General features: G+C 72.5%; 12 protein-coding genes, 2 tRNA genes and 1 pseudogene. 8 read left to right on the forward strand and 7 right to left on the reverse strand.

The window, feature by feature from the left end; translation table 11 throughout:
- Positions 1-3995 (reverse strand): ATP-dependent helicase (locus tag J1M39_RS03535; RefSeq protein WP_206496466.1); only part of this gene is annotated, 3995 nt, incomplete at its 3' end.
- Complete coding sequence (locus J1M39_RS03540) at positions 3992-4450, reverse strand: 23S rRNA (pseudouridine(1915)-N(3))-methyltransferase RlmH (protein ID WP_169577790.1); 459 nt, start codon at positions 4448-4450, stop codon at positions 3992-3994. The genes J1M39_RS03535 and J1M39_RS03540, both read right to left, overlap by 4 nt.
- Positions 4451-4554: 104 nt before the next feature.
- Between J1M39_RS03540 and J1M39_RS03545 the strand changes: the two genes are divergently transcribed.
- A complete protein-coding gene (locus tag J1M39_RS03545; RefSeq protein WP_206496467.1) occupies positions 4555-5643 on the forward strand; it encodes an alpha/beta hydrolase in 1089 nt (362 codons plus the stop codon).
- 66 nt (positions 5644-5709) lie between these two features.
- Here the strand turns inward: J1M39_RS03545 and J1M39_RS03550 are convergent.
- Positions 5710-5800, reverse strand: a tRNA-Ser gene (locus J1M39_RS03550).
- A gap of 73 nt (positions 5801-5873) precedes the next feature.
- The gene (locus J1M39_RS03555) at positions 5874-6380 is read right to left on the reverse strand and encodes a nucleoside deaminase (RefSeq protein ID WP_069941747.1); all 507 of its coding nucleotides are present in this window, start codon (positions 6378-6380) and stop codon (positions 5874-5876) included.
- 129 nt (positions 6381-6509) lie between these two features.
- Between J1M39_RS03555 and J1M39_RS03560 the strand changes: the two are divergent.
- The 4 genes and pseudogenes from J1M39_RS03560 to J1M39_RS03575 form a co-directional block, all read left to right on the forward strand.
- Positions 6510-6653 (forward strand): annotated as a pseudogene (locus J1M39_RS03560) (integrase core domain-containing protein); the annotation flags it as partial.
- A 70-nt stretch (positions 6654-6723) separates the two neighbouring features.
- Positions 6724-7359 carry a uracil phosphoribosyltransferase gene (gene upp, locus J1M39_RS03565; RefSeq protein ID WP_069941749.1) on the forward strand — a complete coding sequence of 212 codons (636 nt, stop codon included), beginning with the start codon at positions 6724-6726 and terminating at the stop codon, positions 7357-7359.
- A 473-nt stretch (positions 7360-7832) separates the two neighbouring features.
- Positions 7833-8621 (forward strand): winged helix-turn-helix domain-containing protein, encoded by a 789-nt coding sequence (locus J1M39_RS03570; RefSeq protein WP_036316068.1) that lies wholly within the window; start codon positions 7833-7835, stop codon positions 8619-8621.
- Between the two features lie 70 nt (positions 8622-8691).
- The gene (locus J1M39_RS03575) at positions 8692-9216 is read left to right on the forward strand and encodes a SixA phosphatase family protein (RefSeq protein WP_095353556.1); all 525 of its coding nucleotides are present in this window, start codon (positions 8692-8694) and stop codon (positions 9214-9216) included.
- 79 nt (positions 9217-9295) lie between these two features.
- Here J1M39_RS03575 and J1M39_RS03580 read toward each other — a convergent pair.
- Positions 9296-9369, reverse strand: a tRNA-Arg gene (locus tag J1M39_RS03580).
- A 244-nt stretch (positions 9370-9613) separates the two neighbouring features.
- Between J1M39_RS03580 and J1M39_RS03585 the strand changes: the two genes are divergently transcribed.
- Positions 9614-11458 (forward strand): phosphoenolpyruvate carboxykinase (GTP), encoded by a 1845-nt coding sequence (locus J1M39_RS03585; RefSeq protein ID WP_036316066.1) that lies wholly within the window; start codon positions 9614-9616, stop codon positions 11456-11458.
- A 68-nt stretch (positions 11459-11526) separates the two neighbouring features.
- On the opposite strand, the gene J1M39_RS03590 is transcribed toward J1M39_RS03585, so the two are convergent.
- Together J1M39_RS03590 and J1M39_RS03595 are read right to left on the reverse strand one after the other, a co-directional pair.
- Positions 11527-12717 carry a globin domain-containing protein gene (locus J1M39_RS03590; RefSeq protein ID WP_069941745.1) on the reverse strand — a complete coding sequence of 397 codons (1191 nt, stop codon included), beginning with the start codon at positions 12715-12717 and terminating at the stop codon, positions 11527-11529.
- A 95-nt stretch (positions 12718-12812) separates the two neighbouring features.
- Positions 12813-13271, reverse strand: a complete 459-nt coding sequence (locus tag J1M39_RS03595; RefSeq protein WP_041102859.1) for an RrF2 family transcriptional regulator — start codon at positions 13269-13271, stop codon at positions 12813-12815.
- Between the two features lie 260 nt (positions 13272-13531).
- On the opposite strand from J1M39_RS03595, the gene J1M39_RS03600 reads away from it, so the two are divergent.
- Together J1M39_RS03600 and J1M39_RS03605 are read left to right on the forward strand one after the other, a co-directional pair.
- Positions 13532-13831, forward strand: coding sequence for a transposase (locus J1M39_RS03600; protein ID WP_002854321.1), 300 nt, complete (start codon positions 13532-13534; stop codon positions 13829-13831).
- A complete protein-coding gene (locus tag J1M39_RS03605; protein ID WP_113913947.1) occupies positions 13828-14511 on the forward strand; it encodes a DDE-type integrase/transposase/recombinase in 684 nt (227 codons plus the stop codon). Before J1M39_RS03600 ends, J1M39_RS03605 begins: the two co-directional genes overlap by 4 nt.
- Positions 14512-14548: the final 37 nt, after the last annotated feature.

Raw genomic sequence — 14548 nt, forward strand, 5'->3', positions numbered from 1 at the left:
GTCCCCGTGCCGCCGTCGCCGGCCGCCGCCTGCGCCGCCCGCACCCGCTCCACGAGCTGGGGGAAGAACCAGGCCCCGCCGCCGGCGAGCACCTCGAGCACGGCCGCGCGCAGGGCGGCGTCGGCGGGCGTCTCCTCGGCGGGCTCGGGCAGGCGCAGCGTGAGGTCCACGGCGTCGGCGGGGTGCAGGGCCACCCAACCGTCGTTGCCGGCGGCCTCCCCGACGCCCGACCACACGTACTCGCCCGTGGCCAGCAGCTCGTCGAGCAGGGCGGGGGCGTAGTCCCGTACGCGGGCGGGCAGCACGAGGGACTCCCACGCGCTCGCGGGCAGGGGCGTGCCGGCCAGCTGGTCCAGGACGGTGGCCACCCCGTCCACGCCCTCGAGCGTGGCCGGCGGCCGCCAGGCCCCGTCGCGCCCCGTCCGCGGCCGCAGGTGCTGCCAGTCGGCGAGGAACCGGGCGTAGGCGGCCTGGTCCACCGGCTCGACCTCGGCGCGCAGCGCGGCGAGGGAGCGCATGCGGATCCGCCGCAGCACCTCGGCGTCGCACCACTCGGCGTCCAGGCCGGTGGCTCCGGGGGTGCCCTCCGGCCGGAACGCGCCCGTGCTCACGCGGCGCTCGGTGGCCAGGCGCTGCAGCACCGAGAGCACGACGGCGCCCCCCAGCCCCAGCGCAGCCCCCGCCTCGGCGGCGGTGAAGGGGCCGTGGGTGCGGGCGTAGCGGCCCACGAGGTCCCCGAGCGGGTCGTCGACCGGGTCGAGGAATGCGGTGGGCACTCCGTGCGGGATCGGCGTGCCGAGCGCGTCCCGCAGGCGGGCGGCGTCCTCGACGGCGGCGAACCGCTCGACCCCGTCCTGGCGCAGGCGGAACGCGCGGCCGGCGCGCTCGAGCTCCGCCAGCATCCCGGCGACGGCGTCCTCGTCCGCGGCCTCCTCCGCCTCCCCCTCGGCCCGTGTGCGCCGCGCGGCCTCGGCGACGGACAGCGGTCCCAGCAGGCGCAGCAGGTCCGCCACGCCCTCGACCCCGCGGGCGCGCCGGTCGGGCGCGAGCCGCTGCAGCTGGGCCTCGACCTCCGCGATGACCTCGGCGTCGAGCAGCTCGCGCAGCTCCTCCGTGCCCAGCAGCTCGGACAGCAGCGCGGGGTCGAGGGAGAGCGCGGCGGCGCGGCGCTCGGCCAGCGGGGAGTCGCCCTCGTAGATGAACTGGGCGATGTAGCCGAACAGGATGGACTGGCTGAACGGCGAGGGTGCCGTCGTCGTGACCTCCACGAGCCGGACGGCCCGTGAGGACACCCGCCCCGCGAGCTCCTTGAGCGCCGAGAGGTCGTAGACGTCCTGGAGCACCTCGCGCACGGTCTCCAGGATCACGGGGAACCGCGGGTGCTTCCGTGCCACGTCCAGCAGCTGCGCGGACCGCTGCCGCTGCTGCCACAGGGGGGTCCGCCGCCCGGGGTCACGGCGCGGCAGCAGCAGGGACCGGGCCGCGTTCTCCCGGAACCGGGCGGCGAACAGCGCGGACCCGCCGACCTCCGCCGTGACGATCTCGTCCAGCTCCTCGGCCGTGAACTCGAACAGCTCCGCGCCCGGCGGCTCCGCGTCCATCAGGGGGATGCGCAGCACGATCCCGTCGTCGGCCGCCATCGCCGCGCCCGAGCCGGTCTCCAGCCCGTACCGCTGCGCCAGCCGCGCCCCCACCGCGAGCGCCCACGGGGCGTGCACCGCCATGCCGTAGGGGGAGTGCAGCACCACGCGCCAGTCGCCGAGCTCGTCCGTGAACCGCTCCACCACGAGCGTCTGCTCGGTGGGCAGCACCCCGGTGGCCTCGCGCTGGTCCTTCAGGTAGGCCAGGAGGTTGTCCTGCGCCCACGGGTCCAGGCCTGCGGCGGCCAGGCGGGTGCGGCCGGCCTCGGGGTCCGCGTCCAGCTCGCGGCGGAAGCGCCCGACGGCGTCGCCCAGCTCCGCCGGCCGGCCCGCGGCGTCGCCCCGCCAGAACGGGAGCTTGCCGGGCTGCCCGTAGGCGGGCAGCACCAGGACGCGGTCCGCGGTGATGTCCACGATGCGCCAGCTCGTGGCGCCCAGCAGGATGACGTCCCCCACGCGGGACTCGTAGACCATCTCCTCGTCGAGCTCGCCGACCCGGCGCCCGCCGGAGCGGGCCGAGCCCGCGGACGCGGTGCCCGCCGACTCGGCCGTGTCCCCGGCCGCCGCGCCGCCGGGGGTGCCGTCCGCGCCGCCGTCGGAGGCCAGGAACACCCCGAACAGGCCGCGGTCCGGGATGGTGCCGCCCGAGGTGACCGCCAGGCGCTGGGCGCCGGGGCGGGCGGCGAGCGTGCCGTTCTCCCGGTCCCACAGGATGCGCGGGCGCAGCTCGGCGAACTCGTCCGAGGGGTAGCGGCCGGCCAGCAGGTCGAGCACGGACTCGTAGGCGGAGAACGGCAGCGTGGCGAACGGCGCGGACCGGCGCACGAGGTCGAACCACCCCTGTGCGTCCAGGTCCGCGACGGCGACGGCGGCCACGGTGTGCTGGGCGAGGATGTCCAGCGGGTTGGCGGGGATCCGCAGCGACTCGATGCGCCCGGCCGTCATGCGCTCGGCCACGACGGCGGTGTCCACGAGGTCGCCCCGGTGCTTGGGGAAGAACACGCCGCGGGAGACCTCACCCACCTGGTGGCCGGCGCGGCCCACGCGCTGCAGACCGGAGGCCACCGAGGGCGGCGACTCCACCTGGATCACCTGGTCCACCGCGCCCATGTCGATGCCCAGCTCGAGCGAGCTCGTGGCCACGACGCAGCGGATCTGGCCGGTCTTCAGCGCCTCCTCGACGATGGCGCGCTGCTCCTTGGACACGGAGCCGTGGTGGGCGCGGGCGAAGTCGGAGACGGTGCCCGATCCGGTGCCGGTCTGCCCGGCCACCTGGGCGGGGCCGTGGAAGCCGGTCGGGTCCGGTGTGCGGAAGCCGGGGACGGCGTCCGGGTGCTCGGCCGCGGCGGCCGCCTCGGCGCGGGCCTCCCAGATCTCGTTGAGCCGACCGGTGAGGCGCTCGGCCAGGCGCCGGGAGTTGGCGAACACGAGCGTGGAACGCCGCTCGGCCACCAGGTCCACGATCCGCTCCTCGACGTGCGGCCAGATGGACCCGCCCGTCACCGCGCCCTCGTCGCCGAGCCCGCCCGTCGAGGAGCCGGGCCCCAGGTCGTGGGCTGCGGCGGGGGAGGAGAGGTCCGTCAGGTCCGGCACCGGCACCGTGACCGTCAGGTCCCAGCGCTTGGCCGAGGCGGGCCGCACCACCGTCACCGGCTGCGTGCCGCCGAGGAACCGGGCCACCTCGGCGGCCGGCTCGACCGTGGCGGACAGGCCGATCCGCTGCACCGGCGTGTCCAGCAGGGCGTCCAGGCGCTCGAGGGAGACGGCCAGGTGGGCGCCGCGCTTGGTCCCGGCCACGGCGTGCACCTCGTCCACGATCACCGTGCGGACCCCGGTCAGCGCCGCGCGGGCCTGCGAGGTGAGCATGAGGTACAGCGACTCGGGCGTGGTGATGAGGATGTCCGGCGGATCCTGCTGCAGGCGCCGCCGCTCGGCCGCCGGGGTGTCCCCGGAGCGCACACCCACCCGCACGCGCGGCACGGGCCTGCCCTGGTGCGCGGCGGTCTGCGTGATGCCCACCAGCGGGGCCCGCAGGTTCCGCTCCACATCCACGCCGAGCGCCTTCAGCGGCGAGACGTAGAGGACGCGGGTGGCCGCCGTCCCCTCGGTGGCGGGCTCGCGCACGAACGAGTCGAGCGCCCAGAGGAAGGAGGAGAGGGTCTTGCCCGAGCCGGTCGGCGCGATCACCAGCGCGTGCCGCCCCGAGGAGATCGCGTCCCACGCGCCGAGCTGGGCCGGCGTCGGGGCCTCGAACGCGCCCGTGAACCAGGCGCGCGTGGGCTCGGTGAACCGGCCCAGGACGACGTCGGCCGCGGGCGTGGCCGTGCCCGCTGCGGTCTCCGCGGGCCCGCTCATGCGTGGTGGTACGGTCGGCCGGCGGAGATCTCCTGGGCTCGGTAGACCTGCTCCGCCAGGATCAGCCGCACGAGCTGGTGCGGGAAGACGAGCGGGGACAGGGACCAGACGCGGTCCGCGCGGGCGTGGACCCGGGCGTCCACCCCGTACGCGCCTCCGATCACCATCGTCACCGGGGCGCCGACGTCGAACCGGCTCTGCAGGTGCCGCGCCAGACCCGGCGAGTCGAACGCCGTCCCCCGCTCGTCCAGCAGGATCAGGTGCTCGTCCGCGCCGACCGCGCCCAGGATCCGGTCCGACTCCTCCGTGCGCGCCGCCTCCTCCTGCCGCGCGGAGTGCGGCAGCAGACGCCACGAGAGGTCGTAGGGCCTCTTGAGGCGCCGCTCGTAGCGGTCGATCCCGTCGACGACCCACGCCTCATGCTTCTTGCCGATGGCCAGCACCCGAACAGACATGGCCCCATGATCGCACCGGCCGCGGACACGGTACGGGGGTCGGCCCCCGCCGCTCGGTTACGCTCGCCGGGGCGGGGTGCCTGGCTCCGCACGGGAAGGGGCCCATGACGTCGACCGCACGGTCCCCGCGGGTGTCCCGCCGCGCCGCGCTCGGCCTCGGGGTCGGCGCCCTCGCGGTGGGTGGGGTGGCCGTCGTCACCGACCTGGCCGGCGCGACCACCGGGCCGCTGGGCGCCAACGCGCCGGCCCTGTACGACATGCGCAGCTCCACCGGGCACACGTACGCGGCCCTGCCCGGGCGCGCCGGACGCATCGACGTGTACCGGCCGCCGGGCCAGGGCCCGTTCCCGGTCCTCGTGTGGAACGCGGGCTCCGGCTGGCGCAGCGATCGCGGCTACAGCGACGGTGTCGACGTCGCCCGCGGCCTGGTCCCGCACGGCTACGCCGTCGCCGCGTTCTCGGTGCGCAGCTCCAAGCAGGGCACGTTCCCCGCCCAGGTGGAGGACGCGACGGCGGCGGTCCGCTGGGTGCGGCGCAACGCCCCGGGCCTGCAGCTGGACGCGGGGCGGGTGGCCGTGGCCGGCTCGTCGTCGGGCGGTTGGAACGCCCTCATGGCCGGCCTCACGGGCGGACAGGACCTGGACCGGGAGCAGGTGACGCCGCCCGGCCGGGAGGTGCCCGACGGCGGCCACGCCGTCCCGGAGGAGGACCGCGTCCAGGCGATCGTGGACTTCTTCGGCCCCACGGACTTCCTGACGATGAACCGCCAGATGCTCCCGGGCGCGTGTGCGGACTACAACCGCGCGAACCGGCTGGAGCACTGCCACCTCGACGACCGCAGCACCAAGTCGGACATGCTGGGGGTGTCGGTCCTGGCCTCGGGCGGCCTGACCCGGCTGGCCTCCCCGATCACACACGTGCGCCCGGACTCGCCGCCCCTGCTGGTCGTCCACGGGCGCAAGGACGTCACGGTCCCGTGGGGGCAGAGCCTCGAGCTGTACCGGGCCGCCGAGGCCGCCGGACTGCGCACCGCGTTCTACTCGGTGGCCGAGGGTGGCCGCGACCTGGGCATGATGACCGCGAAGACCCGCAGCGCGGAGGTGCTCCGCAACGGTGTGCCGGCCAGCGCCGTGCACGCCACCATCTCGTGGTCCGCGGTGGCCTCGTTCCTGGACGCCGTCCTGCCGCGCTGAGCCGGCGGCCGGACCCGCCCCGGCATGGCGAAAGCCCGGGAGCACGAGGCTCCCGGGCTTCACATCTGGCGGTGACGGTGGGATTTGAACCCACGGTACGGGGTTACCGTACACAGCATTTCGAGTGCTGCACCTTCGGCCGCTCGGACACGTCACCAGACCAGGACACCCTACCCGAGCCGTGGCGGCGCGCCCAAACCGGCCGCCCGCCGTCGTCGGGCGGGGCGCGTTCAGTCGCGCTGTGCCGCGAAGAACCCCCGCAGCAGCGCCGCGCTCTCCTCGGAACGGACGCCGGCGCGGACCTGCACCTGGTGGTTGAAGCGGGGGTCGCGGACCACATCCAGCACCGATCCGCACGCGCCCGCCTTCGGGTCCCACGCCCCGAACACGACGCGCGGGATCCGGGCCAGCAGCAGCGCACCGGCGCACATGGGGCAGGGCTCGAGGGTCACCACGAGGGTGCAGTCCGTCAGGCGCCAGCCGTCGCCCGCTCCGGCGGCGGCCCGCAGCTCCGCCCCGCGGCGCAGCGCGAGGACCTCGGCGTGGGCGGTGGGGTCGTGGTGCTGCTCGCGCTCGTTCCCGACGACGGCCAGGACGGTCCCGTCGCCGGCCACGAGGGCGGCACCGATCGGCACGTCGCCGGCCGCTCCGGCCGCGCGGGCGGCCCGGAGGGCCAGGCCCATCCACACGTGCTCCTGCTCGGCCGAGGGCGCGGGGGAGGGGACGGGGGAGGACACGCGGCCAGCCTAGCTGTTGTGGGTCATGAGGTTCTTGACATGGGTACCGGGCTGAGATGAGACGAGTGGGCCTCTCCCGCAGGATGGAAGTTCCTACACCACCGACCTGCCAGAAGAGACCCGCTCATGACTCACGCTAACGCTCGGCGTGAGGCCCTGGCGGTGTGGGTGAACCACTACAACTACCATCGGCCTCATACCTCCTGCGGAGACGCTCCTCCGGCCTCGTTGGCACCGGCCCGAGTCAACAACGTCATGCCCTCCTACAACTAGGGGCGGTGTCGGCGTCCCCGCGGGCGCGGGGACGGGCGGAGGGGCACGCGTGGGCGGTACCGTGGGCGCCATGCGCGTCCACATCGTCGACCACCCGCTCGTGGCCCACAAGCTCAGCGTCCTGCGGGACAAGAAGACCCCGTCCATGATCTTCCGGCAGCTCACGGAGGAGCTCGTGATGCTGCTCGCCTACGAGGCGACGCGCGACGTGGCCATGGAGGAGGTGCGGATCGAGACCCCGGTGACCGCGACCACCGGCTTCCGCCTGGCCCGCCCGCGTCCGCTGGTCGTGCCGATCCTGCGCGCGGGACTCGGGATGCTGGAGGGGATGACCAAGATGGCGCCGTCCGCCGAGGTCGGGTTCCTCGGCATGGCCCGCAACGAGGAGACGCTGGACATCGTCACCTACGCGGAGCGGCTGCCGGCCGACCTGTCCGGGCGTCACGTGTTCGTCCTGGACCCCATGCTGGCCACGGGAGGCACGCTGATCGAGGCCATCCGCTTCCTCTACCAGCGCGGCGCGGCGCGGGTCACGTGCCTCTGCCTGCTCGGAGCGCCCGAGGGCATCGAGCGGCTGGAGGCCTCGCTGGGCGACGTCGAGGTGGACCTGTACCTGGCCGCCGTCGACGAGCGCCTGGACGAGCGGTCCTATATCGTCCCCGGCCTCGGCGACGCCGGCGACCGGCTCTACGGTCTGGCGGAATGAGCTGAACGGACCTCCGCGTCCGCCACGAGACGACCACGGCCCCCACCCCACCCGGCGGGGGCCGTGGTCGTCTCGTGGGAGCGTCTCCGGCGGGGACGTCAAGCGGAGCCGCGAATGTGTCGTCCATTTAGTGGACGTCACGGCCCGCTGTGACCCGTCATCACGGCGTCACATGGAAAACCTGGAAGTCGCCTGCATAAATATTCCGCATAATCACTCGTCCTGTGGCGCGTCCTGCCGTGTTGAACAATGAAAGAGTCACGCGGGCGAGCCGACCGGTCGCGCGACGCTATTCCGATCCGTGAATAGTGATGTTGAGCACATTCAGGACTCGTTCTCTCAAATAGTGAGACAAAAGCGCGAACGTTACTTGCCAGTCCCCTCGGTGAAGTCACATTCTTGTCATGTGACGCCTCGTCCGCCGCACCGACCGAGCGGTGGAGGGGCCATGAGCCGAAAGAGGAGTGGTGGCCATGGGTCAGTCCGCCGGATACGTGCACATCTCCGTCCGCAACGCGCAGCGCCGGGCCGACGGCATGTCCCGCCGAGGCCAGGCCCGCGCAGGCCTGCGCCTGGCCGGTGGCACCGACGCCCCCGACTCCCAGACGGCGCCGACGCCGGTCCTGGCGCCGAACGGCATCCCGGGTCCCCAGGCGGTGGCCCGGGAGAACGAGGCCCGCGGGTTCGTCATCTACGTGGGCATGGACGAGCTGGCCGCCTCGGCCGCCGGCACCTCCCTCACGCGGCTGGCCAACGAGCTGCGCCACTACGTGGAGTCCCTCGTCCCCGGGGCGGAGTCGCACGCCGCCGTCGCCCTGGCCCCCGCCGGCGCGGAGGGCCGCGACATCGAGGTCGTGCGGCAGGTGCTCGGCGACCCGACCGTGCAGGGCGGCACCCGTCCCGACCTGGCGCAGGCGCCGGCCCCCGTGTCCACGCGCCAGCCCGGTGTGCTGATCGACCTGTCCCGGCGCGAGGTGCAGCTGGACGGCGAGTCGCTGAACCTCACCTTCAAGGAGTTCGAGCTCCTGAACTACCTCGTGGAGAACGGCGAGCGCACCGTCGGCCGCGAAGAGCTGCTCGACGCCCTGTGGCGCAACGCAGACGAGGTGCCCAACGAGCGCACCATCGACGTGCACATCCGCCGACTGCGCGCCAAGCTCGGCCGCCTGGCGAACACCGTGCGCACCGTGCGCGGCCAGGGCTACCGCTTCTACCGCCACCCCGAGGTGGTCGTGTGGGCGGCGCCGGAGTACAGCATCTGACCCGCGCCCGCCCGTGTCCGACGACGGCCCCCGCTCACCCGAGCGGGGGCCGTCGCCGTAGCCTGGCGGCATGAGCACCGCCGACGCGAAGACCCTGATCGTCCTCCGGCACGCCAAGGCCGGCTGGCCCGACGCGGCCGACGACCACGCCCGCCCGCTCGCCGAGCGAGGCCATGCCCAGGCGCCCACCGCCGGTGACTGGCTCCGCGAGCACGACCTCGTCCCGGACGCCGTCGTGTGCTCCGATGCGCTGCGCACCCGTCAGACGTGCGTGTGGGTGTGCGAGCGCCTGGGTGAGCTGGCACCCACGCCCTACCTGGACCCGCGGCTCTACGGGGCCGACGCGGCGCGGGCCCTGGCCGTCGTCAACGAGACGGAGGAGACCACGCGACGGCTGCTGGTGGTGGGCCACATGCCGTGGGTGCAGGAGCTGGGCATGCGGCTGATGAGCCTGGACTCGGACCAGGACGCGGCGCTGCGCATGAGCGAGCACTACCCGACGCTCGGGATGCAGGTGTTCCGGGTGGAGAAGCCGTGGGCCGAGCTCGACGGCCGCGACGCTGCCCTGACGCACTTCGTGGTTCCGGGGCGCTGACCGCCGCGGCGGCGCGCGTGGCAGAGGCGCGCCGACATGACGAAGGCCCCGCTCCAGCAGGAGCGGGGCCTTCCGATCGTGCGCCCAAAGGGATTCGAACCCCTGACCTTCTGTTCCGTAGACAGACGCTCTATCCAGCTGAGCTATGGGCGCATCATCCGATCCGCCGGAGCAGCTCGAACTCGTAGAACACTACAGGACCTCGCCGACGGAGTGCAAATCGACGGTCTGCGGCGGCCTGTGTCGGGGGTGTGGCGGGGGCGCGGCCATGATAGCCGGGCTCGGGTACCATGGCAGGACCGTGCGGCCACAACGATGTGGTGCGCGCTTCGGCGGTGCACGCATCGGAGTGGACGGGACGGAACGGCCCCGGACCCCAATGGGAGGACTCTCCACCATGGCTGACAACGCCACCACCTCGTTCGCGGATCGCGCCCTGGCGGACGCGCCCACGGACTACGCCCAGCTGCGCGAGTGGGTCGCTCAGATCGCAGAGCTGACGCAGCCGGACTCCGTCCAGTGGGTCGACGGCTCCGAGGAGGAGCGCGACCGTCTCGCGGACGAGCTCGTGGCGGCGGGCACCCTGACCCGCCTGGCCGAGGACAAGTTCCCCCACTCCTTCGCCGCGTTCTCCGATCCCGCCGACGTCGCCCGTGTGGAGGACCGCACCTTCATCTGCTCCGAGAAGGAGGAGGACGCCGGCTTCACCAACAACTGGATGGACCCGGCGAAGATGCACGGGATCCTCGACGACGCGTTCACCGGCGCCATGCGCGGCCGCACCATGTACGTGATCCCGTTCGTGATGGGCCACCTCGACGCCGAGGACCCGAAGTACGGCGTGGAGATCACCGACTCCGCCTACGTGGTCCTGTCGATGCGCATCATGGCCCGCATCGGCCAGGACGTGCTGGACAAGATGTCCCGCGAGCAGGCCTTCTACGTGCCGGCCGTGCACTCCGTGGGCGCCCCGCTGGAGCCGGGCGAGCAGGACGTGCCGTGGCCGTGCAACGAGACCAAGTGGATCGTGCACTTCCCCGAGGAGCGCTCCATCTGGTCCTTCGGCTCCGGCTACGGCGGCAACGCCCTGCTCGGCAAGAAGTGCTACGCGCTGCGCATCGCCTCCGTGATGGCCCGGGACGAGGCCTGGCTCGCCGAGCACATGCTGATCCTCAAGCTGACCAACCCCGAGGGCCGGTCCTACCACATCACCGGCGCCTTCCCCTCGGCCTGCGGCAAGACCAACCTCGCCCTCATCGACCCCACGATCGAGGGCTGGAAGGCCGAGACCCTGGGCGACGACATCACCTGGATCCGCGCCGGCAAGGACGGCGAGTTCCGCGTGATCAACCCGGAGACCGGCTACTTCGGCGTCGCCCCCGGCACCGGCTGGTCCACCAACCCGAACGCCATGCGCGCGATCTCCAAGGGCAACTCCATCTTCACCAACGTCGCCCTCACCGACGACGGCGGCGTGTGGTGGGAGGGCATGACGGACGAGGTCCCCGAGCACCTCACCGACTGGCGCGGCAACGACTGGACGCCCGAGTCCGGCACCCCGGCCGCCCACCCGAACTCCCGGTTCTGCACGCCCATCGAGCAGACGGACATGCTGGCCGACGAGTACCGCGACCCGCGGGGCGTGAAGCTGGACGCCATCCTGTTCGGCGGCCGCCGCAAGACCACCGTGCCGCTGGTGACCGAGGCCTTCGACTGGGAGGACGGCATCCTCAAGGGCGCCACCCTCTCCTCGGAGACCACCGCGGCCGCCGCCGGCGCCGTGGGCGTCGTGCGCCGCGACCCGATGGCCATGCTGCCGTTCCTCGGCTACGACGCCGGCGACTACCTGGCCCATTGGGTCAGGGAGTCCGGCAAGGCCGACCCGGAGAAGCTGCCGCGCATCTACCTGGTCAACTGGTTCCGCCGCAACCGCGACGGCGGCTTCGCCTGGCCCGGCTTCGGCGAGAACTCCCGCGTCCTGAAGTGGGTCGTGGAGCGCCTCGAGGGCAAGGCCGAGGCCGAGGAGACCCCGATCGGCCTCGTGCCGGCCGCGGGCTCGCTCGACCTGTCCGGCCTCGAGGTGTCGGCTGAGGACCTCGAGGACGCCCTCAAGGTCGACGCCGCGGAGTGGGCCGAGGAGAACGAGCTCATCGAGGAGTGGCTCGGCCGGTTCGGCGAGTCCCTGCCGCAGGCCATCCGCGACCGCTTCGAGGCGCAGAAGCAGCGCTTCGCGCAGGCCTGAGCCCCGCCGCACGCGGAACGGCCCGCACCCCGTGAGGGGTGCGGGCCGTTCCGCGTTCCGGGGCCGGATCAGGCGGCGAGCCAGAGGTCCGGGCCGAAGATCTCGTAGCGGATGGACGTCGCGGGCACGCCGGCGTCGATCAGCTTCGAGCGGGTGGACTGCATGAACGCGAGCGGGCCGCACAGGATGTAGTGCCCGTCGCGGGGCAGTTCGACGTCGTCGAAGTGCATCACACCCTCGACGGTCGTGACGCCCTCGGGGTCCTGCTCGGGTCGCACCCCGAGGAAGAGGCGGGCGTCGCCGTGCGGCAGCGCCGCCAGGGACTCCGTCACCTGTTCGCGCAGGGCCACCGCCTCCCAGGACGCGTCGCCGTGGAAGAAGAGGACCTGGCGGTCCGAGCCCTGCTGGGCGAGCGCGTCCAGGATCGCGGCGGCCGGGGTGATGCCGATGCCGGCGGTCGCCAGGACCAGGGGAGCGGTGGAGTCCTCGTCCTCGAGGGTGATGTCGCCGTAGGGGTTGGACAGCTCGATGACGTCGCCGACCTCCACGTTCTGGATGAGCATGGGCGAGACCTCGCCGCCCTCGTCCAGCTTCACGGTGATGACACGTTCGGTGGTGGACTCGGCCTTCTCGGAGAGGGAGTACTGGCGGCACTGGCGCAGGCCGTCCTCGACCTTCAGGCGCACGGACACGTAGCCACCGGCCCTGCCGCGGGACTGCGGGGTGTCGTCGGCCGGCTCGAAGCGGAAGGTGACGGCCGCGTTGCCGGTGGGCTCCTTCGCGACGACCCTCCAGTCCGTCCACATCCTGTCGTTGGCCTGCTGGGCGTAGAGGCCCTTCTCGATCTTGATGAGGGCGTCGGCCATGAGCCAGTAGACCTCGGTCCAGGCGTCGGCCACCGCGGGCGTGACGGCGTCGCCGAGCACCTCGCCGATGGCCCAGAAGAGGTTCTCGTAGACGATCGGGTACTGCTCCTCGACGATGCCGAGGGCGGTGTGCTTGTGGGCGATGCGGGACAGGACGGCCTCGGGCAGGGTGCCCGGGTTCTCGAGCAGGTGCACCGCGAACCTCACGATGGAGCCGGCGAGGGCCTGGGCCTGCTCGCCGTTGCGCTGGTTGGCGCGGGAGAAGACGCCGTCGAGGAGCTCGGGGTGGGCCTCGAACATGTGGGCGTAGAACAGGGGCGTGATCTCCGGCATGTGCTCGGCGACGACGGCGGCGGTGGCCTCGATGACGGGGCGGGACTTCTCGGACAGCACGGGGGTCTCCGTCTCTTCGGTGGCGAATCTTGCGCTGGTTTTGCCAGATTACACCCGGCCGTCGCCGTCGGGAACTCGCCCCCCGGCCCGTTCCCTCAGTGCGTCACGGGGATCTCCGGCAGGCCCAGCAGCACGGGTCCGCCGACAGGCCCGGCGCTCACCAGATCCCGGATCCGCACGGTGTCGAGTTCGGCGAGGAAGGCCTCGCGCGCGCGGTGCAGGGCGCCGCGCAGGCGGCAGTCGCCGGCGTAGGGGCACGCCACCCCGGAGTCGCGCCCGGCGCAGTCGATCACCTCGTCGCGGCTGCTCAGCGAGCGCACGAGCTCGCCCACACGCTGGTCCAGACCGGCCGCGGCGATCATGGCCCCGCCGTGCCGACCGCGCAGCACCTCGATGGTCCCGCGGCGACGCAGCTCGGCGACCGCCTTGATCACGTGGTTGTAGGGCACCTGGATCCGGTCCGCGATCTGCTGGCTGGTGAGCCGTTCCCCCTCGGCGGCCGCGAGCGTCATCAGCACACGCAGGCAGACGTCGGTGTAGGCGCTCAGCTTCATCCCGCCATCATCCCACCGGTGCACGGCGCCGCCGCGCCTGCGGTGTCCGGGCCGGTTGGCATACTGACGCCATGGACGCCACCTCGCACCCCGACGCCGGCCCCCGCCCCTTTATCGCTCACCCCCACCCACCGTGCCCAGCCCGCCCGAGACCTCTGGCCCGGCACCCCCGTCCTGACCCGTAGGAGGAAAGGGTCTGCCGTGAGTTTGGTTGACATCTGATCTGTGGTCCCGGGAGGGACTGCTGGAAGGATGACCCCATGCCCGCTGCATACCCCCGAGAGTTCCGCCAGGACGTGGTCGCGATCGCCCGTAAGGGTCAGATGCCGATCGCGCAGGTCGCGAAGGACTTCGGCATCGCCGAGTCCTGCCTACGGCGCTGGCTGGCCCAGGATGATGTCGAGGCCGGGATCCGGCCCGGCATCACCAAGGCTGAGAACGAGGAGCTGAAGGCTCTCAAGCGCCGCAACCGCGAGTTGGAGATGGAGAACGAGGTCCTACGGCGTGCGGCCGCGTATCTGTCCCAGGCGAACCTGAAATTGGGTCAGTCCCCAAAATGACCTATCCCGTCGTGAAGGACCTGGCCCGCGACGGGATTCCCGTGAAACTCTCCTGCCGGGTCCTCGGGTTCTCCCGTCAGGCCTACTACCAGTGGCTGGCCGAACCTGTCAGCGAGCGGGAATGGTCCGACGCGCATGCCGCCAACGCCGTCCTCGATGCCCATGCCGATGACCCGGAGTTCGGATACCGGTTCCTGGCTGATGAGCTCCGCGGCCGTGGCCTGGCCGTGTCGGACCATCAGGTGTTGAAGGCCTGTCGGCTCGTGAAGGTCCGCTGCTGCCACTCGATCCGTCGCGGCTCGGGCAAGCGTCCTGGCCCTGCCGTTCATGATGATCTGGTTCGTCGTGAGTTCGCCGCTGAGAAGCCGAACCAGCTGTGGCTCACGGACATCTCAGAGCATTGGGCCGGGGATTCCAAGCTCTATCTCTGCGCGGTCAAGGACGTGTTCTCGAACCGGATCGTGGGCTACTCGATCAATCGGCGGATGAGCTCGCAGCTGGCCGTGGACGCCCTGCAGATGGCTCTGGGCCGGCGTGGAGGCAAGGCCGAGGTGCAGGGTTGCCGGGTGCATTCGGATCGAGGATCGCAAGGTGGATTCAATCGGTCGTCGCAACACCCTCTCGGAATCACTGGAGGTATGGGCGATGGCAAGCAAGGACTGGGCGAGGAAGATCAGTGACGTGCCCGAGGGGACACGTCGGCAGTGGAGAGCGGAT

The organism is Micrococcus sp. KRD077 (assembly GCF_017168505.1).
GTDB classification, from domain to species: domain Bacteria; phylum Actinomycetota; class Actinomycetes; order Actinomycetales; family Micrococcaceae; genus Micrococcus; species Micrococcus luteus.